This window comes from Leucobacter sp. WKLB1 (assembly GCF_059696215.1).
This window is the reverse complement of record NZ_AP046115.1, coordinates 2,731,880-2,753,226: the sequence shown is the minus strand read 5'-3', so window position 1 is coordinate 2,753,226 and position 21,347 is coordinate 2,731,880. Positions and strand designations below refer to the sequence as shown.

Below are 21,347 nucleotides of genomic sequence, written 5' to 3'. Positions count from 1 at the left end.
AATCGTTACCGACGTGTTGCCGAGCCTGTTGTGGACTCCCGCACGATGAGCTCCGGGCTGAGCACCGCGAAGGTCGGCGGCTCCTGCCGGTCGATGGAGGCCAGCAAGTGCGTCACCGCACGCCGACCGAGCTCCGCGAAGTCCACGCGCACCGTCGAGAGGGTCGGCCAGACGTGCGCCGCAACGGGGATGTCGTCGAACCCCACCACGCAGATGTCGTCGGGCACGCGCACACCCGCAACGCGGAATCCGTGCATGAGGCCGACCGCCATCAGATCGTTCGCGGCGAACACTGCCGTGACGTCGCGTCGCCCCGCGAGCTCGCGGCCCGCGAAGTGCCCGAAATCGGCGGTCCAATCCCCGCGGATCGGGGGCAGTGCCGAGAGGTCGGCCTCGAACATCGCGTCGAGGTAGCCGCGCATGCGCGACTCCGCTTCAATCCAATCCTGTGGCCCGGCGATGTGCAGAATCTCTTCATGACCGAGTGAGACCAAGTGTTCAACCGCGACCCGTGCGCCAATGCGCTGGTCGGACGCGATGCTCTCTGCTGAGCCGTCGGCGTCGCTGTGGAGGCTCACCACCGGGACCGTGAGGCCGAACCCGCCGATGACGTTGAAGACGCGCACCTGCGGTGCGAGCACGATCAGGCCGGCCACTTGCTCGTGCTCGAGCTGTCGCACCGCAATCCCGATCGCTTCAGAGGAAGCGTCCGGGAGGTTCACGGTGCTGATCGAATACCCGCGATCGCGCGCGAATTGTTCGATTGCCACAATCGCAGATGTGGTTCCGTATTCGCCCACCGTCGCCGACAAAATCCCAATGACCTGGGTGCGCGATGATGCCAGCGCGCGCGCCGCCTGGTTCGGGCGGTAGTCGAGGCTGCGGATCGCGTCGAGCACCCGCTGTCGCGTTTCGGTGCGGATGCTCGGATGATCGTTGAGTACCCGGGAGACGGTCTGGTGCGAAACGGAGGCGAGGCGCGCGACATCACGGATGCTGGCCGGCTTGGCCCGCGTTTCTCCGTTTCCGGACATCAGGGCCTCCGCGCTGAAACTCGAATGTGCACGTTCACATTACTCGACCCAGCCGAGTTTCGAAATGGTTGCGTGAGTGAGCCGTACGGGTGAACCGCGCGCCGCGGTCGGTCTTACAGGTCGTCGGCGTCGAGGATCGTGTACGAGTACCCCTGCTCGGCGAGGAAGCGCTGGCGGTTCTGCGCGAAGTCTTGATCGACGGTGTCGCGCGTGATCAGCGTGTAGAACGACGCCGTCGCGCCGTTCGCCTTGGGCCGGAGTAGGCGGCCGAGGCGCTGTGCCTCCTCTTGCCGCGAACCGAACGAGCCGGAGATCTGAATGGCGACCGAGGCGTCGGGCAGATCGACGGAGAAGTTCGCGACCTTCGAGACGACGAGAATCTTCTCGTCGCCCGAGCGGAAGGCCTGGAACAGTCGCTCGCGCTCGTCGACGGGGGTCTGACCCGTGATCAGGGGCGACCCCAGAGCCTCAGCCATGGACTCCAACTGATCGATGTACTGGCCGATGACCAGGGTGCTTTCGCCAGGATGGCGATCGATGATGCGCTGAGCGATCGGTTGCTTGATCAGTGCGCTCGACGCGATGCGGTAACGATCTTGATCTTCGGCGACGGCGTAGTCGAGACGCTCGGCCTCACCGAAGTCGACGCGCACCTCAAAGCAGGCGGCGGGCGCGATGAACCCCTGCGCTTCGATGTCTTTCCATGCGGCGTCGTAGCGCTTGGGGCCGATGAGGCTGAAGACGTCGCCCTCGCGTCCATCTTCGCGAACCAACGTCGCGGTCAGGCCGAGACGGCGACGCGCCTGCAACTCGGCCGTGAGTTTGAAGACAGGAGCCGGCAGCAGGTGGACCTCGTCGTAGACGATGACCCCCCAGTCTTCGGCATCGAGCAGCGACAGGTGCGCGTACTCGCCCCTTCGGCGACTGGTGAGAATCTGATAGGTCGCGATGGTGACGGGCTTGACCTCTTTGACCTGCCCCGAGTACTCGCCGATCTCGTCTTCGGTGAGATTGGTGCGGCGCAGCAGTTCATCGCGCCACTGGCGAGCGGAGACGGCGTTCGTCACCAGGATCAGGGTCTTCGCGCCGACCGCGGCCATCGAGGCGGCACCGACGATCGTCTTGCCGGCACCACAGGGCAGTACGACGACGCCCGAACCGCCCCGTTGGAACGCCTCCACCGCTTTCGCCTGGTAGTCGCGCAGTTCCCAGCCGTCTTCGGCCAGAGCGATGTCGTAGGGCTCGCCGGGACGATAGCCCGCGAGGTCTTCGGCGGGCCAGCCGCGTGCGACGAGCTGTTGCTTGAGCTCGCCGCGCGCCCACGCTTCGACGGGGAAGGTGTGCTCATCGATGCGGTTGCCGAGCAGCGGCGCGATCTTCTTCGCGCTCGCGACCTCGCGCAGCACCATCGGATCCTCGGAGCGCAGCACGAGCTGAGTGGCGGGCTCGTCGGGCGCGCCCTCGGCGGCCGCCTCGGAAGAATCGCCGGGCAGTGGTGCGCGCTCGATCGTCAGGCGACCATAGCGGCGCATCGTGTCTTCGATTTCGGAGGCGACCCCGCTCGGCACCGGAAACTTCGCATACCGATTGAGCGTGTCGAGAATTTCGTCGGCCGTGTGACCGGCGGCGCGCGCATTCCACAGCCCGAGCCGCGTGACGCGATAGGTGTGGATGTGCTCGGGCGCGCGCTCGAGTTCGGCGAAGACGGCAAGCGCGTGACGGGCGTCTTCGGCGTCGGGATGGGCGACTTCGAGCAGCACGGTGTGGTCGCTCTGCACGATGAGGGGACCGAGAGTCATAACGAGCGATTCTACCGGGGAACGCTGAACCGGGGGTGGCCGCGCCACTCCAATCGGCGCGCTTCGCGGCCGGCTCGGAGCGCCACGAGGTTAGACGGGTTCGACCGAGGTGATCATGCTCACCGGGAAGGTGCGCTCCACGCCGGCGGCCTGATCGGCTGCGCGCAGTCGCCCGGCGTTCACGGAGACGGGGAGCAGCGTGAATGTGCGCACCTGCCCGCGCGCCTCGGCCGTGACGAGTACAGTGCTGCGATCGCGGATCGCGAGTTCGAGTCGTCGGGTGAAGTCGCCCGTTCCGGGCTCGGAGCGCGCGGCGGCGTAGACGCGATCGACCAGGTCCATGAGCGGGGCGGCGAGCGGGGTGTCGGCATCGGCAGGGGGCGGCGATGCGGCGCGTTGCGGATCGCCGACGCGTGCCAACGTCGGAGCACCCGTGCGCAGCGCGGCGTCGTGCGACGTGGCATGGTAGCGGGCGTCGGCGAGGGCTGCCAACACATGATCGGCGCTGAGTCGAGAGAACAGTTCGGTGTCGGATCCCGTGGAGCGGTGCAGCTGCAAGTGCTGCAGGGAGCGATCGACGAGCAACGTGCTCGCGACATCGGCCCGTGCCAGTGAGATGCGGGTGCGCCCCTCGTCGCCGACGTACTCGCCGACGACGATGCCGCCGACACGAGCCCCCAGCGATTCGATGAGGTACTCGAGGGGCTGGGGGATGCCCGTGAGCGAGATGCGAGAGAACGCCTCGCGTGCGGCCTCCGGAGTGAGCCCGCGCTCATACGCCTCGGCAATGGACGTTTCGGAGATGCGGCGAGTGGAAGCGACACCGATGTGCTCGGGGCGCGCGAGCGCGGCCAACACGGCTTCATCGGCTGGGTCGAGCGGGCCGGGAACCACGACGCTGAGGTCGGGCTGCACATAGACCCCGGCTGCGGGATCAGGCATCGCGTGTTGCACCTCAGGAGTGACGTCGGCCCCTCCCAGCAGTCCGTCGGCGACCGGGGTCAGCGCTCCTCCGAAAGTGAGGCCGAGGTGCTCGGCGCTCCGAACATACTCCGATACCGCCTCCAGATCGGCACTGGGCAACAGCGGATAACGGTGCGGGATCGACGCCGCGAGGAGCCCGAGGTGCTGGTCGGGTGTGCCGACTCGCTCCCATTGGACCCGCAACGGGTGAGGCATCGCGGCAGCTGCGGCAGTTGCCAGGCGCAGCCATCGCTGCACGTGATCGAGCGCCAGCCATTCACTTGAGTGGGCCGCCGTGATGAGAAGCTGATCGTCGGTGAGCGACGCGATGAGTTCAGTGCGCAGCAGTGCGCTCAGAGTGAGGGAGACGTCGTTGGCGTCGACACCGGTGGAATCGGCGATCTGCTTCACCGTGGCCACCGCGATGCTGCCAGTGCGGTTGAGTCGGCCGGGCCGATCGCGCAGTGTCCGCAGCGCTTCCGCGGATTGGCCGACCGCGGTCAGCGCTGATGTGAACCACGCACTGGTGTCGTGCGCCTGTTCGGGAGGACTCGCCGTCGTCGGTTCTGAGAGTCGCTCAGGTGCGACGCCATGGGCAGCCAAAGCTTCGTCGAGGACAGCATCGACTTCGGGGAGCCGCACGACTGCTCCCGCTTCAGTTCCGAGGAGGCCGAGACTGATCAACCGCGGCAGGTGCGTCGGGTCAGACCCCAATCGCAGCGCGGAAAGGAGTCCGCGATCGAGGGGGGCGATCGCCCGGGCGATGGAGTCAGGTTTCAAGAGATCTGCCGCGAAGCCGATCGGATCGGACACGCTCGATGGGGACATCGGGCGGCGCGCTCGGGCGAGAGCCGTGAGCGCGCCGCGATCCATCTCCGCAATAGCGGAAGCGAGCGCGAGTGTGCCGCTCATGGCAACGAACCCGGTCTAGCGACCGGTGAGCTTCCGGGCTTCGTGACGTCGTCGCCGCTGCGTGAGGATCAGCAGAATGATGAGCAGCGCGAAGCCGATGGGCAGACCGATCATCGAGATGCCGTACACCACCGGCCAAAACCCCTCGGCGAGTGCGCGTCGATCGTTCAGGCCGACGATCAGCGTTCCGAAGAATGAGAGCAGCGCGATCGCGATGATCGAGAGCGAGGCATACGCCAGAATGCGCTCGATGAGCGTCGGCGTGCTGGGTTCAGTGGACATCCGCTCCATTTTATCGGGTTTCAGGCTCCGCGTGGGGGCAGCATGCCCCGCTAGAATTGGCTGGATGTGTGGGCACCCGCGCTTGCCGACCGGCGTGAGCGAAACGCGGGGAACGCCCATCGAGACGGAGAGGGACGAGGCATGCCGAACGGCAAGGTCAGGTTCTATGACGAAGACAAGGGCTTCGGGTTCATCCAGGGCGATGACGGATCGCAGGTGTACTTGCACGCCTCGGTGCTGCCCGCAGATGCCGAGGTGCAGGCCGGAACGCGTCTCGAGTACAGCGTTGCCGATGGCCGCCGTGGACCGCAGGCGCTCTCGGTGCGCGTCATCGATACGCCGCGCATTGCGAAGCGCAGTCGCAAGTCTGCCGATGAGATGTCAGTGATCATCGAGGACTTGGTCAAGCTGCTGGACGGCCTCGGGGGGCGCCTCAAGAACGGGCAATACCCGGAGCGCTCGCAGTCGCGTAAGGTTGCGACCATGCTGCGCCGAGTGGCGGACGATTTCGATGTCTGAGGCTGTGACCCCGGACTCGGTGCTGCTCGCGGCGACGGAGCAGGCACGCTCGGCGCTGCTCGAGATCACTCCGGCCGAATCGATCGGCAGCCACGACGGGTATGCCGTCGAAGGCGAACACGTACTCACCCAGTTCTTCGTGTGCCGTCTGCCCGGGTACCCGGGCTGGCGGTGGGCCGCCACATTGACGCGAACCAGCGAAGAGGCCCCGATCACCGTGCTCGAAGTCGAGCTGCTTCCGGGTGAGGGCGCGGTGATTGCGCCCGAGTGGGTGCCGTGGTCGGAACGGCTCGCGCAGTATCGAGATGCCCAGTCGCGACAATCGGGCGGCGCCGAAGGTGATGAGGGCGATCACGACGACCTGGACGACGAGTTCGATGCCGAAGACGACGACCTCGACGATGACCTGGATGACGCGCTCGAGCTCGATGACGACGCAGTGGGTGACGCCGACCTCGATGACGATGAGGACGACGATGAAGGGCTCGCCGACGACGCTGACGATACCGAGCTCTTCGCCGGCGACACCGACGACGTCGATGATGAAGACGATGACACCGACGGCGATGATGACGTTGCGGGCGATGGAGCTGAAGATGGAGACATCCACCACCGCTGACGCTGGCTGAACACGCCCCAGGGCGCCTCGATTACACCCGAAAACCCCCTGTACCGCTCCGGCGGCGCAGGGGGTTTTCATGTTTGATCAGGCATTTGTACCCCCTCTGAAAAGTTGCGTAATTCTTACGGATCCCCTGGAAAGACGAAAAATCTACCGTTATCGCGAGGGGTAGCCAGCGTTGCGGGTAAAGCGTGATGCGTCCCTGTGAAGCAATCGAAACGGGGTCATCATGCAGCAGCTCAACCGCCCGAAGCGGGGACGGCACGGCCAGGCATCCCGGCACGCCTATGTTCGGTGGGAGCGCCGGGCAGTCACGGGTGTCGCCACGCTGGCAGCGTGCGCAATCGCACTGGTCGGCGCTTCACCCGCCCTCGCCGAATCCACGGCCAACGACGGTCAGCAGGTCACGCAGTCTCAGGTGCCGACGACGACGTCGACTCCGGACACCGCTACGGAACCCAGCGCCGCAGCACCGAACGAAGCAGCAGCTGACGCTGCAGCACCCGAGTCCACCGAGGCGGCCGATACAGCGGTCGATCCGGCCCCGGTCACCGAGACTCCCGTCACCGAAGCGCCCGCGCCTGAGGCCCCCGTGGTCGAGACGCCAGCGGACGATCCACTCGCGGCACCGTTCCTTCGCTGGACGGCCGTCGATGCAACAGGAGCGGCTGTCTCCTCGACCGCCTTTACGGTGGTCGGCGCACGCGACTCCCAGGTGGTTGCCGACGGCACGGCGGAGTGGGCGGCTGCGGTTCAGGGCACCGTGGCCGACAATACCGGTCAGAGCGATTACGTCGGAGCCGATCTCGATCCGACGCCTGGTGCGTTCCTGGTGAAGCAGCTCGCTTCCGACGCCGACGCCAGTGTGGTCGTCGACATCGCCGCTGAACAGACGTTCCGCGTGCGTCCGAGTCAGGTCGCCGCCGGTTTCCAGAGCGGTGATGCTGCGTCGTGGACGGAGATCGTCACCGAGGCGAATGCCGACACCGACGCGACGCAGGTCGCCATCGTCGCGACGCCGAAAGTCGTCACGCCGACGCCGACGCCACGCACCAAGGCGCGCGCGGCCGCGCAGCCGCTCGTCACCGCAGCTGCGGCGGCGACTCAGCCGGTCTGCACAGCGGGGTACGTATATGCCGTCTCGGCAAGCGGTCAGATGCAGCAGATCGCGCCGAACGGAACGGTGACCTCATTCGGTTCGCCGGCGGCAAACGTCTCCAACTTCAACGGACTCGGCATCGGGCTCGGCGGAGCTTCCGCGTATGCGATTATGCGCAGCACTGACATGGGTACCCAGCAGAACGGCACCGTCTACGTGTTTAACACGGCGACAGGCACGTGGAGCTCGACTGGGGCGAACTCCGGAAACACCCAGACAAACCTCGTGGCGGGGGCGGTCAGTCTCGGCAATGGGCGATACTACTTCGGCGGCTTTACGGACAACGGCAATTTCCGGCTCTACGAATACAACGCTGCCGCATCGAACCCGATTTCGTTCAAGGGTACGATCGCGATCAACTCGGGCTCATCGGCGAACGGCGATATGGCGTTCGACGCCGTCGGCAACCTCTTCGTCGTGCGAGGTGAAGGGGCCTCGACATCGATCTACAGCGTCACGGCGGCGAACCTCGCCGCCGCAAACGGAGGCACGATTCCGGCATCCGTTTCGGCGAGCCGCACCACCATGGACAACGTCAACGGCGTCGCCTTTGACGCCTCTGGCAAAGGGTATCTCGGCTCCGCGGGCCAGATTCGCTCCTATGACATGCCGGGGTGGTCGAATCCGACCGTCGTGACCACGACGGGGCTCAGCAGCACCGACCTCGCAAGCTGCTCTTCGCCTCCGACGATCACGCTTGAAAAGTTCATCGATGGTCAGCGCGTGAAGTCGACCGACCAGTTCGCACTCACCCTCACGCAGGGATCGCAGACCATCGGCACGACCACGACGACCGGTACCGCTTCGGGCCTGCAGGGCCAGCGCGTGGGGCCGATCCCGACCGTGCGGGGCGTCGAGCTCACGTTCACCGAGACCGCCTCGGGCGGCACTGATCTGTCGCAGTACGCCTCGAGCTACCGCTGCCTCGTCGACGGCGTGCAAACGACTCAGGGCACCACGACGACGGGCAAGATCACGATTCCTGCAGGCGGGCAAGCCGTGGAGTGCCGATTCTTCAATGCGCCGCTTGTCGCGCAGGTCACGATCCACAAGGACGTTACCGACGTGAACGGGCAGAACCCGACACCGCGTCAGGGGTGGACGGTGGGTGCCACGGCGACCCCAGCCAGCGGTTCGACACTGGTTGCGAGCACGAACGCGGTCACGCAGACCACCAGCACTGCTGGCGACGCCTCCTGGTCGTACACCTTCGGTGCCAAGGCGCAGTCGGCCACCATCACGGTGAACGAGCAGAACGGCACCGACTACGAGTTCCAACGCGGCAGCTGCCTCGTGACGCACCTCGATGGCACCACGGCCACGACCGCGTTGACCGGCCCCAACGCCACGCAGATCGCGGGCGTCATTCCCGGCGACCGCGTCGACTGCACCTATGTGAATCGGCTTAAAGCGCCAAAGCTCACCCTCGTCAAGAAGATGAACAATACGTCGGGCGGTACCAGTGTGGTCTCGGATTGGACGCTCACGGCGACCGGCCCCACCACAATCTCGGGCAAGACCACACAGGCGGCGGTCACCGCGGCCACGGTGACGGCGGGCAACTACACGCTCACCGAAGCCGGCCCCGGCGGGTACACCGCCAGCGCGTGGAGCTGCACGAACGGGCAGACGGCGCTCACGGTTTCTGCCGCAGGCGTCGTGCAGATCGCGAACGCGGCAGACGTCACCTGCACGATCACCAACAGTGACCGACCGGGCGCAGTGAAGTGGTCGAAGACCGCACAGGCAGGCGGTGCCCTGCTGAACGGATCCGAGTGGAAGATCACCGGCCCCGGCATGGGCGCTTCGGGCACCGCGATCACCGACTGCACCGCCACGCCCTGCACCGAACCCGACACCGATGCTGCCGCCGGCCGCTTCGCGCTCGGCAACCTCAACTGGGGAACGTACACGGCGACCGAGACGAAAGCACCTCCGGGATACGTCATCGGGGCGCAGTTCACCTTCACGGTCGATGCGAGCAACGCCGGCACCGTGATCGACAAGGGAGCGCAGACGAACAAGCAGCAGTCCGCGGTCGTCGTTCCCCTCACCGGTGGCCTCGGAGCCGATGCCTTCACCCTCGGCGGGCTCGGCGTCGCAGCGCTCGCCCTGATTACCGGCCTGGTCGCGCGAGGCATCCGCCGCGCACGAACTCACTGACCTATCCACGCTTTATAGAACACCGATACCCCGGTCCGTGTGCGCACGGCCCATAGAGAGGAAACCATCATGACTCGCAAGAATCGCGAAGGGATCGCCCGCCGGGCGATCGCCATCGCCGGCGCTGCCGCTCTGGCGCTGCTCGCAACCGTGGGTGTCGGGTCTGCGGCCCAGGCCGCAGACCCGAGCACGTCGAACATCACCGGCACTGTAGGATCGCTCACGATCCACAAGCACGCCGGCGACCCGGGCGTCGCCGGTGACGGCAAGGTCATCAACTCCCCGTCAGCGGTCTCGGCACTCGGCGCCGGGCTCGACGGCGTGACGTTCAAGATCGACCGTGTGGCCTACAACGGCACCCCGATCGACCTCACCACCTCGACCGGCTGGGATCAGACCAAGGTCGGCGGCAACTCGCTCACCCCGGCCGACGTGACCGGCAGCGCGGCGAAGGCCGGCTACAGCGTTGTGGCCGCCAGCACCCCGACGGTGACGACCGCAGGCGGCGGGCTCGCCACGGCGAGCAACCTGCCCTACGGCCTCTACCTCGTCACCGAGACCAGCCCGGGCTCGAACCCGGTCGTCTCGCCGGCGCAGCCGTTCCTCGTCTCGGTGCCGTTCCCGAGCTCGACCGACAGCACGTGGATCTACGACGTGCAGGTCTACCCGAAGAACAAACTGAACACGACGGTGCCGACCAAGTCGGTTTCGGCTCCTGACGACGTGAAGCTCGGTTCCACGGTCAAGTGGACGGTCTCGACCGCCGTGCCCGCACTCGGCGCGGGAGACACCTACCGCAAGTTCGTCATCACCGATCAGCTCGATTCGCGCCTCGGCCTCACCGCCGTCGACGTGAAGCTGAACGGCACGGCGCTCGTGCGCGACACCGATTACACATTGACCCCCGCCACGCTGCCCGCAGCGAACGGCGCGAACGTCATCGTGACCTTCACCGGCACCGGCCTCGGCAAGCTCGACAGCTCCAAGACGGTCACGGTCGATTACTCCACCAAGGTCAACTCGCTCGGCGACGGCAAGATCCTGAACCAGGCGTTCGTCAACACCAACGACTCGGTTCGCGAGACCAACAAGCCGCAGACCAACTGGGGCGGGCTCAAGATCGTGAAGACCTCGGCGAAGACCCCCGCGCAGACGCTGAAGGGCGCAGAGTTCACGCTGCACACCTCGAACACCGACGCTTCTCGCGTCGCCTCGGTCGGCACCCTCACGACGAACGACGCCGGTGAGATCACCATCGATGGCCTCTGGGTCGGCAACGACGCGACGGTATCGAAGGACTACTGGGTCAAGGAGACCAAGGCTCCCGCGGGCTACGTGCTTCCTACGGACAGCACGGTCTGGACCAAGATCACCGTGACCGCTGGTGCGATCACCTCCGTCACGCCCGTCACCATCAAGAACACGCAGCAATCGGTGCCGAACCTGCCGCTCACCGGTTCGACCGGAACCATGATCTTCATGGCCGGAGGCATCGCACTCGTGGCGATGGCCGGTGGTGCAGCGCTCGCCGCATCGCGTCGTAAGCAGCGGGCCGCGAACTAGCCGCGATCCGGCCGCGGATCGGGGGCGGCGCGCCAGCCGCCCCCGATCCTGGCCATCACTCCCGAAGCACACACCGCACCGCATCGAATCTCGAGAGGAGGGGATCCCATGAGCATCACGACCGCACCGCGTCCGAGCGCACCGCGCCACGCACAAGCATCGGTTCGACGCACCTGGCGGTTCCCTCGCCTCGCGACGGTGATCTCGGTGCTGGCACTCATCGGCGTACTGATCTTCATGTACCCGAGTGTGGCCAACTGGTTGTCTCAGCTGGAGCAGGCTCGCGTCATCGCCTCGGTCGGCGGTGCAGAGCAGCAGGAGACCCCGACGCAGCTCTCCGACGAGCTTGCGCGAGCGCAGGCGTACAACGACGACCTCGTCGGTGGGGCCCTGCTCGCGGAGAACGCGCGGGTGCCGCAGGGCACCGGCGTCGCGAGCGGCAACGGCGATTACGCCGACCTGCTGCGCGCCGACGCCGACGGAGCAATGGGGCGCCTGCGCATTCCGAAGATCGATGTCGACCTGCCGATCTACCACGGCACCGACGACGCGACGCTCGCGAAGGGCGTGGGACATCTGGAGGGCACGTCGCTCCCGATCGGTGGCGAATCGCAGCACTCCGTGCTGACCGCGCACCGCGGGCTGGCGTCGTCCGAGCTGTTCACGCACCTCGATCGTCTCGCGGTCGGCGACACCTTCACGATCGAGGTCTTCGGGCAAGTGCTCACCTACCGGGTGACGACCACCGAGGTCGTCGAACCCGAGGACACGGCATCACTCTTTCCTGAATACGGCAAGGATCTCGTCACCCTCGTGACCTGCACCCCGCTGGGGATCAACACTCATCGCATCCTCGTGACCGCAGAGCGCGTGACGCCGACTCCGCAGGCCGATCTCGATCGTGCCGGATCAGCATCCGATCAGCCGGGGTTCCCGTGGTGGGCTGTCGGACTCGCGGCGACGCTCCTGCTGCTCGGCTCCTACGTATACCGTTCGGGCATTCACACTTCGGAGGTCCAGTCGGACCCCCGATCCCAGACCGGAGCGGCTGATGGCCTTCCTCTGTCGGCTGCTCCGCCCCCAGCGGGTGCTCCATCGTCTGCATACCCCTTACCCCGCAGCGATGGACACCCGCGCCCCGCCGAGCCTGGAGCACCCCCCTTGTAAGCCGGGTTCGGCGGCTCAACGACGACGGGCCGGGTGAACGGTGGTTCTCAGAACCCTGTTCACCCGGCTTGTCGTCGCTTGGGTGGGTCGGTGCAGCGCGGCCGGTTACCCCAGGCGCTCGAGCACGTAATCGATCGAAGCGGTCAGCGCCCGCACGTCATCGGGGTCGATGGCGGTGAACGTCGCGACGCGCAGCTGATTGCGACCCAGCTTGCGGTACGGCTCGGTGTCGACGATGCCGTTGGCGCGCAGCGCCGAAGAAATCGCTGCCGCATCGACCGAGTCGTCGAAGTCGATCGTGACGACGACCTGCGAACGATGATCGGGGTTCGTCACGAACGGAGTGGCGACCGCCTTACGCTCGGCCCAGTCGTAGAGCACGGCGGAGGACTCGGCGGTGCGGGCCGCAGCCCACGACAGGCCGCCCTGCGCGTTCATCCAGCGCACCTGCTCGTCCATGAGCCCGAGGGTCGCGAGAGCAGGAGTGTTCAGCGTCTGGTCTTTCCGGGAGTTCTCGATGGCGCCGGCGAGGTTCAGCGTCTCGGGGATGTAGCGACCGGAAGCGGTGACGCGCTCGATGCGCTCGATGGCGGCGGGGGAGACCAGAGCGAACCACAGTCCGCCGTCGGAGGCAAAATTCTTCTGCGGAGAGAAGTAGTAGACGTCGACCTCGGATGCATCGAAGTCGATACCGCCCGCACCACTGGTCGCGTCGACGACGGTGAGCGATCCGGCGTCACCGGCCACACGGCGAACGGGGGCCATCACGCCCGTTGACGTCTCGTTGTGGGGATAGGCGTACACGTCGACGCCCGCGATCACGGACGATTCCGACCGCGAGCCCGCATCTGCGGAGCGCACGTCGGGCTGCTCCAGGAACGGCGCCGCGCCGGCCGCTTTTGCGAACTTCGCACCGAACTCGCCGAACGTGAGGTGCTGACTGCGGCGCTCGATGAGCGAGTGCACGGCCGAGTCCCAGAACGTCGTCGCCCCGCCGTTGGCGAGCAGGATCTCGTAGCCCTCGGGTGCGCGGAAGAGCTCGGCGAGGCCCGAGCGCACGCTGCCGACCAGGTTCTTGACCGGCGCCTGGCGATGCGACGTGCCGAGCACCCCCGGCTGCAGCGAACCGAGGAAGGAGATCTGCTCGTCACGCACCTTCGACGGGCCGCAGCCGAACCGTCCGTCGGCGGGCAGCAATTCAGCAGGGATCGTAATGTCAGCCATACGCGTAATTCTAGCGACGGCGCAGGGCCAGGCATGCGCCGCCAGGTCAGGATGCCCTAAGCTGGACGCCGGACCCGAAAGGACGGCGATGACGGACCTGATCGACACCACCGAGATGTACCTCCGCACCATTCTGGAGCTCGAGGAAGAAGGCATCGTTCCGCTGCGCGCGCGCATTTCGGAGCGCCTCGGCCACTCGGGTCCGACCGTGTCGCAGACCGTCGGTCGTATGGAACGCGACGGGCTCGTCGTTGTGACCGATGACCGCCGACTCGAGCTCACCGTTGCGGGCCGCAGCAAGGCGACGCACGTGATGCGCAAGCACCGGCTCGCAGAGCGTCTGCTCGCCGATGTCATCGGACTCGAGTGGGCGTATGTCCACGAAGAGGCGTGCCGCTGGGAACACGTGATGAGTGAGCAGGTCGAGCGCAAGCTGCTCGGCATCCTCGGCAACCCCACGGAGTCGCCGTACGGCAATCCCATTCCCGGTCTCGAAGAGCTCGGTGCGGTGCGCGCCGGTTCGTTCCAGACCGGGGTGACCGGACTCAGCGATGTGCTCATCGACCCCGACCAGCCGATCACCGCGCGCATCAAACGGCTCGCCGAACCGCTGCAGACCGACCCCGAGCTGTTAGAGCAGCTTGCGGGCGCGGGAGTGCTGCCCGGCAACAAGGCTTCCTTCACCCGGACTGCGGACATCGTCCACATCGAGGTTGAGGGTTCGAGTGAGGCGATCGATCTGCCAACCGAGGTCGCCGCCCACATTTTCGTCTCGCTGTAGAGACCCCGTAGTTCCCCCGCCGTCACGAAACGGCTCGTTTGGAGTGCGGTACCCATTCGGTGCGGCCTATGAGGTCTGCCCACAACGGAGTTGATACACCAAGGAGTAATTCGTGACCGTACCCACCCCAGAAGCGCATCTGCAGGCTGTTGCCGAGATCGTCGAATCACGCAGTGCCGCGGAGCCGGAGTTTCTGCAAGCGGTGCACGAGGTGCTCGAAACCTTGAGCCCGGTGCTCGCCGAGCACCCCGAGTTCATCGAAGCCGGTGTACTCGACCGGCTCGTGGAGCCGGAGCGGCAGCTGATCTTCCGCGTGCCGTGGACCGACGATGCCGGTCGCGTGCGCGTGAACCGCGGGTACCGCGTGCAATTCAACTCGGCACTGGGCCCCTATAAAGGGGGTCTGCGCTTCCACCCGACGGTCAACTTGTCGGTGGTCAAATTCCTGGGCTTCGAGCAGATCTTCAAGAACGCGCTCACCTCGCAGCGAATTGGCGGAGGCAAGGGCGGTTCCGACTTCGACCCGAGCGGCAAGAGTGACGCCGAGGTGATGCGTTTCTGTCAGAGCTTCATGACCGAGCTGGTGCACCACATCGGCGAGCACACCGATATTCCTGCAGGCGACATCGGGGTCGGGGGGCGCGAAATCGGGTATCTCTTCGGACAGTATCGCCGAATCACTCAGCGCTATGAAGCCGGTGTGCTCACGGGCAAGGGGCTCGGTTGGGGCGGTGCGGAAGTGCGCACGGAGGCAACCGGATACGGAGCCGTGTTCTTCGCCGAAGAGATGCTGCTGCGCGCGGGCGAAGGCATTGAAGGTCGTCGCGCCGTCGTGTCGGGCTCGGGAAACGTTGCGACGTACGCCATCGAGAAGGTGCAGCAGCTCGGCGGCATCGCCATCACGGCATCGGATTCGAGCGGGTACATCGTCGACGAGGCCGGTATCGACGTTGACCTCCTCAAGCAGGTCAAAGAGGTCGAGCGCGCGCGCATCTCGGAGTACGCAGAGCGCCGCTCGAGCGCGCGCTTCGTTTCGGGCGGATCAGTATGGGACGTCACCGGTGAGCTCGCTTTCCCCTGCGCCACGCAGAATGAACTGGACGCCGATCATGCCCGCTCGCTCATCGCCGGTGGCCTGCGCGCGGTTGCTGAGGGCGCCAATATGCCCGCGACGCCCGAAGCCGTAGAGCTCTTCCAGCAGGCCGGAGTACTGTTCGCGCCGGGCAAGGCGGCGAATGCCGGCGGTGTCGCGACGTCTGCGCTCGAAATGAGCCAGAATGCGGCTCGGTCGCGCTGGGACCGCGACACCAGCGAGTCTCGTCTTCACGACATCATGCGCGACGTGCACGATTCGGCGTATGAGGCTTCTGAACGGTACGGGCGACCCGGTGACTACGTGCTCGGCGCGAACTCGGCGGCGTTCGTCAAGGTCGCTCAGGCCATGCTGGCTCAGGGCGTGATCTGATCCCGTGAAATCGCTCGGCGTCGAAACAACGGCGCCGAGCTCTGGGCCCGAATTACCGCACGTTTCAGCGGAGGTTGAGGGTTTCGTGACCCGAGCGTGACATATTCGTGATGTTCGGTTACCCTTGAACAGTCGTGGCCCCAGGGCCCACACCTGACGCAGACACCCGTAGGCAACAGTAAGGCAGATACCCACGTGACTCAGCACTCCAGCGCGGACGTCGTGCTCCCGAGCGAACTCGGTCAGCGCACCCCGTCGCGAGCGAAGCGGATCGCCCAGATGGCCGGCGCAGCAGCGCTCAGCCTCGGCATGGTCGGCACGTTCTCGATTCCTGCATACGCAGCTACCCCGACCGTCGAAGGCGCACCTGATGCAGATGTTTCGCTGCAGCAGTCGCTGACCGCCGCAGACGTCGATATCACGCTCGTCGACTCCACCGTGGGTTCGGTCGAGGGCGCTGAGTTCATCGCCGCCGACAAGGCCGCGGAAGAGCAGAAGAAGCAGGAAGCCGCTGCGAAGAAGGCTGCTGAAGCTCAGGCAGCTTCCGCTGCCAGCGGTGGTACCGGAGCTGCGACTCCGGTGAACAATGGTTCGACCGGCACTGACGTTCCCGCCGGCGAAGGCGCCACCGGGCTGGTCGCTGCAGCGCTCGCACAGGTCGGCGTGAACCAGGACTGCACCGATCTCGTGCAGAACTCTCTCGCAGCCATCGGCCTCACGACGCGTCGTGATCAGGGCGGCTACGACCACGGTGTGAGCGACTTCACCCGCTACGGCACCCAGGTCACCGATGGCAACTACGCACCCGGCGACATCCTGATCTGGCCGGGCGCCCCGCACACCGCGATTTACATTGGCAATGGCCAGGCCGTGCACGGCGGCTGGGGCGGCAACCAGACCGTCGTCAACACGTACGCGTCACCGAGCGCGACTCCGATCGTCATCCGACTCGGCTAAGGCGTTCGATACAGCTCAGCGGGCGGGGTTTCGACTCCGCCCGCTGAGCTGTATCCGCGTCGCGTGCCTGGACAGAAGCGCGGGTCGCCGTTGCGTTAGACTCGCAGAGGCCGTTTCGCGGCTCGCACTGCGCCCCGGTAGCTCAGTGGATAGAGCACTTCTCTCCTAAAGAAGGTGTCGTAGGTTCGATTCCTATCCGGGGCACTTCAAGAATTTCGACTGAAATCGTTGCTATGAATGGCCTGTAGACGCAACTCTGAGGCCGCGGTCTCGCGCTTTGCCCACAATTTGCCCACAGTTGCAGCGCTCTTGGCTTGAGCGCAGCCGGTTATCCACAGATTCGGCGTCCGCTCGCTCGCTCGATTGAGTGATGCGAGACGCTGGATTCGTGGAACACATCATCTGTGACGAGAGCTGCGATCCCCTGGTGCCTTCGTGCCCGGCCTGCGACCTGCACCCGATGCGCGCGATGGGCCTCTGGTGGGCGTGCGGGTGCGGGGTAGTGCTCGTGCCTCGAGTGTCCGATCCGGTGCATCCTGCCGAGATTGTCGGGGGAGCGGCGTACGGTGCTGCGCATGACGAAACCTGCACCAATCCGTCTCGATGCTGACACGTGGGTGATCATGCGGAGTGAGAAGGATCGGCCCGCTGCGATCGTGAACCGTGTGACCGATACGCACGAGACGGCGAAGTTTCTCGTGATGGTGTGGAACATTGACCCGGCGAAGCGGCGAATGCACGGTATCTTCCCGACCCTGCAGGCTGCGGATGATTCGGTGCCGTTCGATAATGACGCAGAGATTGCGCGAGCGAGTAGGCGAACGTCGGGCCCGCCGAACGGTGGCGGGCCGCTGCACCGGTAGAGTGAACACTCCGCCAGCAGATGGAGGAGGAATCTTGCGATGAGCGGTGCGTTTACCCTCGGTGCTGCCCTCGTGCCGATTCTGGGGTCGATCTGGGTGTCGATATCCGCTCTTCTTCGGCACCACTCACGCGTTATGGAAGAGGCCTATCGCCAGGAGCACCAACTGCTGACGCTGAAATGGATGGAATCTGAGGGAGAGCTTGAAAAGCGCGTTAGAGCCATAACTGGCGATTGGAGAGCGGCCAGTGAAGCGAAGCTCGCTCTCGCAGACCTGCACCACATTCAAGCTCAACGCCTCCTCGAGTACCGCGGGTACGCACCTGACCCCAGCTACCGGCAAGTCGGAATCGATGTCGCTATGTCAGGCAGACCTCTGAACGTAGATGAGCGACGCGATCAGTGGGTGCTCATATGGTGCGCGATTCTTGGCGTGTTTCTTCTCGCGCTTTCGGGATTGTAGAGAACGCAGAAAACGCCCCCTCTCCCGGGCCGTGAGGCTCGGGAAAGGGGGCGTAAGTCAGGACTTTCCTGCTGAGGTGCCAAATTCATTGTCTAAAGCTTCATTGGACCTGGTGACTTTCGCGTCTACTGACGCGATCGCTTCAGAGTCGTCGTCGATGTAAGCGTCAGTCCATTCAACGAGTTGGCCGACTAAGAGGGCATAATTCTCAGCCATGGCCGTCGAGAAACTTCCTTTGTTTAGAAGGTCGCGTGTGAGTACTGCGTACCGGTCCTGCAGATCTGCGAGTGCTAGGTAGGACTCGCGAACGGGTTTTGCCAGATGCGAGCGAACCTCCCTATGGAGAGCGATCACCTCGTAACGCTGAGCTTCAAACTTTTCAAGCTCTTTACCTGTACTCGCAATCCGCTCGATCGTGAGAATCGCCACCATGAGTGAAGTGCGCAGACGCAGTATCTCTCGGTGTGCAGATGCTACCCGCTCAAGCTTCAATTGCTCATACAGCAGCGCCTTGTTCTCCTCGAGCTGGAATCGAAGAAGTTCAACATTCTTATCTTGCTGCTCTTTGAACTGAACTCTTTGGTCAGCGATTTGATCTTTATGCTGCCCCCATTGGACCCAAAGGGTGAGGATCAGAACAACAAGCATAATTGCGCCAGAGAGTAAAGCGCCGAAGAACCCGCTTGTAAGTTGCAGGCTATCGATGCTGGGCGGCTCACTCAGTTCCATCACGCTATGAGATTATCCGAATGGCCAAGTCCTGCTCATTTCACGATTGAGCCGAGAAATGGAACGCTCATTTTGCCGCGTAACGGGGTTCGTAATGTGGGCGGGCTGCGTTACCGAGCATCCACTTTTCGATGTTCGGCCAGCGGTCGCCGAGCCACTGCGCGATCTTCTGATAGGCCAGGATCGCGGCGGCAGTGATTGCGGCTTGGACGAGCGCGAGCGTGCTCAGCCCGCCGTACCCGGCTTCGGTGAAGATGCCGTCGACCCATGTGAGCAGGTCCGCGATCTGTGGAACGAGTGCGACGAGGCGCACGACGAGCACGCCGACGAGCGCCGCTACGAATGTGCGGGTGGACTGGATGGTCATGGTGTTTCTCCTGGGGTTGTAGGTGTGATGGGGTCGATGCGGCATGTGCCGGCGGAGACGGTGATTCCATCGGTGTAGGTGACTTGCCATTCGCCGGTGTCGTCGCAGGTGAGCGTCTCAATTCCTCGGCCTGTCGTACCTTGCATGCCTGGTGCACCGTCGCGTCCCGGGGGGCCGGTGGCTCCTTGAGGGCCGGGCACCGTTGAGTCGGCGCCGGGTGCCCCGTCCCGGCCAGTTGGCCCGATCGGTCCGCGCTCTCCGTCTTCGCCTGCCTTGCCCACGCAGATAATTGGCAGGCAGAATGCGGAGACCGCCGAAGCGATCTGTCCGTCGGTGGCGTTTCGGCCATTTGCGCCGGCCGGGCCCGCGGGGCCGACCGGGCCAGGTGGGCCTTGCACACCAGCAGTTCCTTCGACGATGTCGGAGGTGTCCTTCGCGACGTCGTCGGGTGCGGGTGCTGCTGGTTCCTGCCCAGTGCTCTGGGTGTACTCCTCATACAGCTCGACGTAGCGGTCTTGCCACGAGATGGACTGCTCGTGCCACGCCTGCCGCCCGTTCCAAGCTGTGGCCCACCCTGTTCCGAGTACGCCGATGGCGGCCAGGAGCACGAGCGTGAATGCCAGCACGATGCGGCGGCGTTCTTTCTGCGCTGCCTTCAGCAGTCGGTCGTTCGTCATGTGGTTCCCTTCAGCTCGTCGGGTAGATCCGGCCATGGCGGGATTGTGCCGTTCTCGACGCCGCGTTGGATCAGGGCGTAGTGCTGAGACCACGCGTTGTCTCGGCTGCGGTACTGCGTCATCTCGCTCCGCATGCCTCGGATTTCTTCGCCGAGTGCTTTGCGTTCGAGACGTTCCGCTTCGAGGTCTTCTTGGAGTTGGTCGATTCGAGTGTTTTCGATCGTGCCTTTGCGGGGGAGGAGTGCGATCAGTGCGAGCACGATCGCAGCTCCCCACCCCCCGATGGTGCCGACGACTTCCACAGGCGTCCCCTCACTGGGCGCGAACACCCGACTACCTGTCGCTGCATCTTCCGCGACAGCGTGCTTACTTGGCCGCGGCTCCTGCAACGGCTGCCTGAACGCCGGCGTTGACCATTGCCTGCAACCGCTTGTGTGTGGCGTCGTCGAGCGCGACGACCTCGACCTTGGGTGCGAGGATGCCGAGGAGGGCGAGCTTGTTCTTGTACTTGTCACTGCCGAGCTTGTCGCCCGCCCAGTTCGTCTTGATCGACCCCATGTACCCGGCGATCCAGTCGGCTTCTTTCTGGGTGTGTACCGCGAACACGCGCCCGGTCGCCCAGTTGATCCAGCACCACGACGGCACCTTGTCCACGACAGCGAACATCGAATCGATCATGTCCTCGTCCTCCTTGCTTGGGGCGGTGAGTCCGCCGTTGACGCGCGCCACTTCGGCGCGCGCGATGATCCGGTCCAGGTGTTGCACGATGTAGGGGCCGGGGCAGCTCGTCGGCACCCAGTCCTGATGGATGCCGACACCCTGCCCAGCACCGCGGCGCACGGGGCCGAGCCCGTGGCGGCGGTACACGTCCCCGATGAGTGCGGAGAGCGCGAGCTCTGCCGCTTCCGAGATCGCCCAGGTCTTGGCGCGAACGCCCTCGGGAGAGTTCGACACCTCGACGGTGATGTTGCGGTGGTCGGCCGCGGTGCCGGCGGGGTAGCCGGCCATCCCGGAGGTGAACGCGCGCAGGCTTTCATCGACGTTCGGGATGATGATCCCGGCGTTGGTGATCCAGTAGTTCGCGCTCACCTCCCGGTTCGGGTTCGACGCTTCCCCGTAGGCGTCTACGCCGGCGTTGTGATGGATGCCGAACCCCGTGACCCGGGATTGGCGCTCGTTGAAGCGTCCGCCGTCGGGGATGCGGCGGCTCATATTGGCCAGTGGTGAGAACCCCATGGGGTGCCTCCTATTCGGGGTCGGAGTGAGCATTGCGATGAATGCAAAGTGGTTTTGCATAGGGAACACTCATTTTGGATAGGCTCCTGGAATGAGTAACTTCTGGCGAACGCGTATTGATTCATTGAAGGCGGAGCATCCCGGTCGCATCGCAGTGGCGGCGATCGCCATCGTTATGGCCGCGGCTACAGCCGCCATCATGGCGCTCAATTGGGGTTCGATACCGGTGCTGATCGTGGTGGTGGCTGCCCTGGCGCTGATCGGAGCTGTAGCTCGAGTGGTTGCACACGACAAGAAAGATGAGCCGTACCCCACGATCGACTACTTCGGGAAACTACTCGCTGCTGTAGCCGCTCTCAGTGCGTTTACCGGCGCCCTGCTCACCGTCTTGCTCTGACAAAGA

General features: G+C 65.0%; 21 protein-coding genes and 1 tRNA gene. 12 read left to right on the top strand and 10 right to left on the bottom strand.

What is annotated here, in order from left to right:
- Positions 1–5 precede the first annotated feature (5 nt).
- The 4 genes from ACZF5Y_RS12695 to ACZF5Y_RS12680 form a co-directional block, all read right to left on the bottom strand.
- Entirely contained in the window at positions 6–1,034 is a 1,029-nt protein-coding gene (locus ACZF5Y_RS12695; protein WP_497532993.1) for a LacI family DNA-binding transcriptional regulator, read from the bottom strand.
- Positions 1,035–1,147: 113 nt separating this feature from the next.
- Positions 1,148–2,833, bottom strand: coding sequence for a DNA repair helicase XPB (locus ACZF5Y_RS12690; RefSeq protein WP_497532992.1), 1,686 nt, complete (start codon positions 2,831–2,833; stop codon positions 1,148–1,150).
- Positions 2,834–2,923: 90 nt separating this feature from the next.
- Positions 2,924–4,708, bottom strand: a complete 1,785-nt coding sequence (locus tag ACZF5Y_RS12685; protein ID WP_497532991.1) for a helicase-associated domain-containing protein — start codon at positions 4,706–4,708, stop codon at positions 2,924–2,926.
- Between the two features lie 15 nt (positions 4,709–4,723).
- The gene (locus ACZF5Y_RS12680; RefSeq protein WP_053352305.1) at positions 4,724–4,990 is read right to left on the bottom strand and encodes a hypothetical protein; all 267 of its coding nucleotides are present in this window, start codon (positions 4,988–4,990) and stop codon (positions 4,724–4,726) included.
- Positions 4,991–5,131: 141 nt separating this feature from the next.
- Here ACZF5Y_RS12680 and ACZF5Y_RS12675 point away from each other — a divergent pair, with 141 nt between their 5' ends.
- The 5 genes from ACZF5Y_RS12675 to ACZF5Y_RS12655 all read left to right on the top strand — a co-directional run bounded on the left by ACZF5Y_RS12675 (position 5,132) and on the right by ACZF5Y_RS12655 (position 12,183).
- On the top strand, positions 5,132–5,509 hold the full coding sequence (locus ACZF5Y_RS12675) for a cold-shock protein (RefSeq protein WP_497532990.1): 378 nt from the start codon (positions 5,132–5,134) through the stop codon (positions 5,507–5,509).
- Entirely contained in the window at positions 5,502–6,128 is a 627-nt protein-coding gene (locus tag ACZF5Y_RS12670) for a DUF3027 domain-containing protein (protein ID WP_497532989.1), read from the top strand. Before ACZF5Y_RS12675 ends, ACZF5Y_RS12670 begins: the two co-directional genes overlap by 8 nt.
- 232 nt (positions 6,129–6,360) lie before the next feature.
- Positions 6,361–9,453 carry a SpaA isopeptide-forming pilin-related protein gene (locus tag ACZF5Y_RS12665; protein WP_497532988.1) on the top strand — a complete coding sequence of 1,031 codons (3,093 nt, stop codon included), beginning with the start codon at positions 6,361–6,363 and terminating at the stop codon, positions 9,451–9,453.
- Positions 9,454–9,522: 69 nt separating this feature from the next.
- Positions 9,523–11,016 (top strand): SpaH/EbpB family LPXTG-anchored major pilin, encoded by a 1,494-nt coding sequence (locus tag ACZF5Y_RS12660; protein ID WP_497532987.1) that lies wholly within the window; start codon positions 9,523–9,525, stop codon positions 11,014–11,016.
- 108 nt (positions 11,017–11,124) lie between these two features.
- Positions 11,125–12,183 carry a class C sortase gene (locus ACZF5Y_RS12655; RefSeq protein ID WP_497532986.1) on the top strand — a complete coding sequence of 353 codons (1,059 nt, stop codon included), beginning with the start codon at positions 11,125–11,127 and terminating at the stop codon, positions 12,181–12,183.
- A 105-nt stretch (positions 12,184–12,288) separates the two neighbouring features.
- Here the strand turns inward: ACZF5Y_RS12655 and serC are convergent, their stop codons facing one another.
- The gene (serC, locus tag ACZF5Y_RS12650; RefSeq protein WP_497532985.1) at positions 12,289–13,407 is read right to left on the bottom strand and encodes a phosphoserine transaminase; all 1,119 of its coding nucleotides are present in this window, start codon (positions 13,405–13,407) and stop codon (positions 12,289–12,291) included.
- Between the two features lie 88 nt (positions 13,408–13,495).
- Here serC and ACZF5Y_RS12645 point away from each other — a divergent pair, with 88 nt between their 5' ends.
- The 6 genes from ACZF5Y_RS12645 (at position 13,496) to ACZF5Y_RS12620 (ending at position 17,935) form a co-directional block, all read left to right on the top strand.
- On the top strand, positions 13,496–14,188 hold the full coding sequence (locus ACZF5Y_RS12645; protein ID WP_497532984.1) for an iron-dependent transcriptional repressor DtxR: 693 nt from the start codon (positions 13,496–13,498) through the stop codon (positions 14,186–14,188).
- Positions 14,189–14,300: 112 nt separating this feature from the next.
- The gene (gene gdhA / locus ACZF5Y_RS12640) at positions 14,301–15,653 is read left to right on the top strand and encodes an NADP-specific glutamate dehydrogenase (protein ID WP_497532983.1); all 1,353 of its coding nucleotides are present in this window, start codon (positions 14,301–14,303) and stop codon (positions 15,651–15,653) included.
- A gap of 195 nt (positions 15,654–15,848) precedes the next feature.
- The gene (locus tag ACZF5Y_RS12635; RefSeq protein ID WP_497532982.1) at positions 15,849–16,610 is read left to right on the top strand and encodes an NlpC/P60 family protein; all 762 of its coding nucleotides are present in this window, start codon (positions 15,849–15,851) and stop codon (positions 16,608–16,610) included.
- A gap of 131 nt (positions 16,611–16,741) precedes the next feature.
- Positions 16,742–16,814: transfer RNA gene (locus tag ACZF5Y_RS12630), tRNA-Arg, on the top strand.
- Between the two features lie 371 nt (positions 16,815–17,185).
- On the top strand, positions 17,186–17,473 hold the full coding sequence (locus tag ACZF5Y_RS12625; RefSeq protein WP_497532981.1) for a hypothetical protein: 288 nt from the start codon (positions 17,186–17,188) through the stop codon (positions 17,471–17,473).
- A 39-nt stretch (positions 17,474–17,512) separates the two neighbouring features.
- Positions 17,513–17,935: a hypothetical protein gene (locus ACZF5Y_RS12620; protein WP_497532980.1), complete on the top strand. Its 423-nt coding sequence runs from the start codon at positions 17,513–17,515 to the stop codon at positions 17,933–17,935.
- A gap of 57 nt (positions 17,936–17,992) precedes the next feature.
- Here ACZF5Y_RS12620 and ACZF5Y_RS12615 read toward each other — a convergent pair whose 3' ends face one another.
- The 5 genes from ACZF5Y_RS12615 to ACZF5Y_RS12595 all read right to left on the bottom strand — a co-directional run bounded on the left by ACZF5Y_RS12615 (position 17,993) and on the right by ACZF5Y_RS12595 (position 20,944).
- The gene (locus tag ACZF5Y_RS12615) at positions 17,993–18,664 is read right to left on the bottom strand and encodes a hypothetical protein (protein WP_497532979.1); all 672 of its coding nucleotides are present in this window, start codon (positions 18,662–18,664) and stop codon (positions 17,993–17,995) included.
- A 67-nt stretch (positions 18,665–18,731) separates the two neighbouring features.
- The gene (locus ACZF5Y_RS12610) at positions 18,732–19,031 is read right to left on the bottom strand and encodes a hypothetical protein (protein ID WP_497532978.1); all 300 of its coding nucleotides are present in this window, start codon (positions 19,029–19,031) and stop codon (positions 18,732–18,734) included.
- Positions 19,028–19,708, bottom strand: coding sequence for a hypothetical protein (locus ACZF5Y_RS12605; RefSeq protein ID WP_497532977.1), 681 nt, complete (start codon positions 19,706–19,708; stop codon positions 19,028–19,030). The genes ACZF5Y_RS12610 and ACZF5Y_RS12605 overlap by 4 nt, the downstream gene beginning before the upstream one ends.
- Positions 19,705–20,010 carry a hypothetical protein gene (locus ACZF5Y_RS12600; RefSeq protein ID WP_497532976.1) on the bottom strand — a complete coding sequence of 102 codons (306 nt, stop codon included), beginning with the start codon at positions 20,008–20,010 and terminating at the stop codon, positions 19,705–19,707. Before ACZF5Y_RS12600 ends, ACZF5Y_RS12605 begins: the two co-directional genes overlap by 4 nt.
- Positions 20,011–20,074: 64 nt before the next feature.
- Positions 20,075–20,944: a peptidoglycan recognition protein family protein gene (locus ACZF5Y_RS12595; RefSeq protein ID WP_497532975.1), complete on the bottom strand. Its 870-nt coding sequence runs from the start codon at positions 20,942–20,944 to the stop codon at positions 20,075–20,077.
- Between the two features lie 91 nt (positions 20,945–21,035).
- Between ACZF5Y_RS12595 and ACZF5Y_RS12590 the strand changes: the two genes are divergently transcribed.
- Positions 21,036–21,341 (top strand): hypothetical protein, encoded by a 306-nt coding sequence (locus tag ACZF5Y_RS12590; RefSeq protein WP_497532974.1) that lies wholly within the window; start codon positions 21,036–21,038, stop codon positions 21,339–21,341.
- Positions 21,342–21,347 lie beyond the last annotated feature (6 nt).

What these genes read in the sequence shown, in the direction of transcription:
- ACZF5Y_RS12695 (WP_497532993.1), bottom strand. Translation starts at nt 1,034, where the DNA reads ATGTCCGGAAACGGAGAAACGCGGGCCAAGCCGGCCAGCATCCGTGAT.
- ACZF5Y_RS12690 (WP_497532992.1), bottom strand. Translation starts at nt 2,833, where the DNA reads ATGACTCTCGGTCCCCTCATCGTGCAGAGCGACCACACCGTGCTGCTC.
- ACZF5Y_RS12685 (WP_497532991.1), bottom strand. Translation starts at nt 4,708, where the DNA reads ATGAGCGGCACACTCGCGCTCGCTTCCGCTATTGCGGAGATGGATCGC.
- ACZF5Y_RS12680 (WP_053352305.1), bottom strand. Translation starts at nt 4,990, where the DNA reads ATGTCCACTGAACCCAGCACGCCGACGCTCATCGAGCGCATTCTGGCG.
- ACZF5Y_RS12675 (WP_497532990.1), top strand. Translation starts at nt 5,132, where the DNA reads ATGCCGAACGGCAAGGTCAGGTTCTATGACGAAGACAAGGGCTTCGGG.
- ACZF5Y_RS12670 (WP_497532989.1), top strand. Translation starts at nt 5,502, where the DNA reads ATGTCTGAGGCTGTGACCCCGGACTCGGTGCTGCTCGCGGCGACGGAG.
- ACZF5Y_RS12665 (WP_497532988.1), top strand. Translation starts at nt 6,361, where the DNA reads ATGCAGCAGCTCAACCGCCCGAAGCGGGGACGGCACGGCCAGGCATCC.
- ACZF5Y_RS12660 (WP_497532987.1), top strand. Translation starts at nt 9,523, where the DNA reads ATGACTCGCAAGAATCGCGAAGGGATCGCCCGCCGGGCGATCGCCATC.
- ACZF5Y_RS12655 (WP_497532986.1), top strand. Translation starts at nt 11,125, where the DNA reads ATGAGCATCACGACCGCACCGCGTCCGAGCGCACCGCGCCACGCACAA.
- serC (WP_497532985.1), bottom strand. Translation starts at nt 13,407, where the DNA reads ATGGCTGACATTACGATCCCTGCTGAATTGCTGCCCGCCGACGGACGG.
- ACZF5Y_RS12645 (WP_497532984.1), top strand. Translation starts at nt 13,496, where the DNA reads ATGACGGACCTGATCGACACCACCGAGATGTACCTCCGCACCATTCTG.
- ACZF5Y_RS12625 (WP_497532981.1), top strand. Translation starts at nt 17,186, where the DNA reads ATGACGAAACCTGCACCAATCCGTCTCGATGCTGACACGTGGGTGATC.
- ACZF5Y_RS12620 (WP_497532980.1), top strand. Translation starts at nt 17,513, where the DNA reads ATGAGCGGTGCGTTTACCCTCGGTGCTGCCCTCGTGCCGATTCTGGGG.
- ACZF5Y_RS12615 (WP_497532979.1), bottom strand. Translation starts at nt 18,664, where the DNA reads ATGGAACTGAGTGAGCCGCCCAGCATCGATAGCCTGCAACTTACAAGC.
- ACZF5Y_RS12610 (WP_497532978.1), bottom strand. Translation starts at nt 19,031, where the DNA reads ATGACCATCCAGTCCACCCGCACATTCGTAGCGGCGCTCGTCGGCGTG.
- ACZF5Y_RS12605 (WP_497532977.1), bottom strand. Translation starts at nt 19,708, where the DNA reads ATGACGAACGACCGACTGCTGAAGGCAGCGCAGAAAGAACGCCGCCGC.
- ACZF5Y_RS12595 (WP_497532975.1), bottom strand. Translation starts at nt 20,944, where the DNA reads ATGGGGTTCTCACCACTGGCCAATATGAGCCGCCGCATCCCCGACGGC.
- ACZF5Y_RS12590 (WP_497532974.1), top strand. Translation starts at nt 21,036, where the DNA reads ATGAGTAACTTCTGGCGAACGCGTATTGATTCATTGAAGGCGGAGCAT.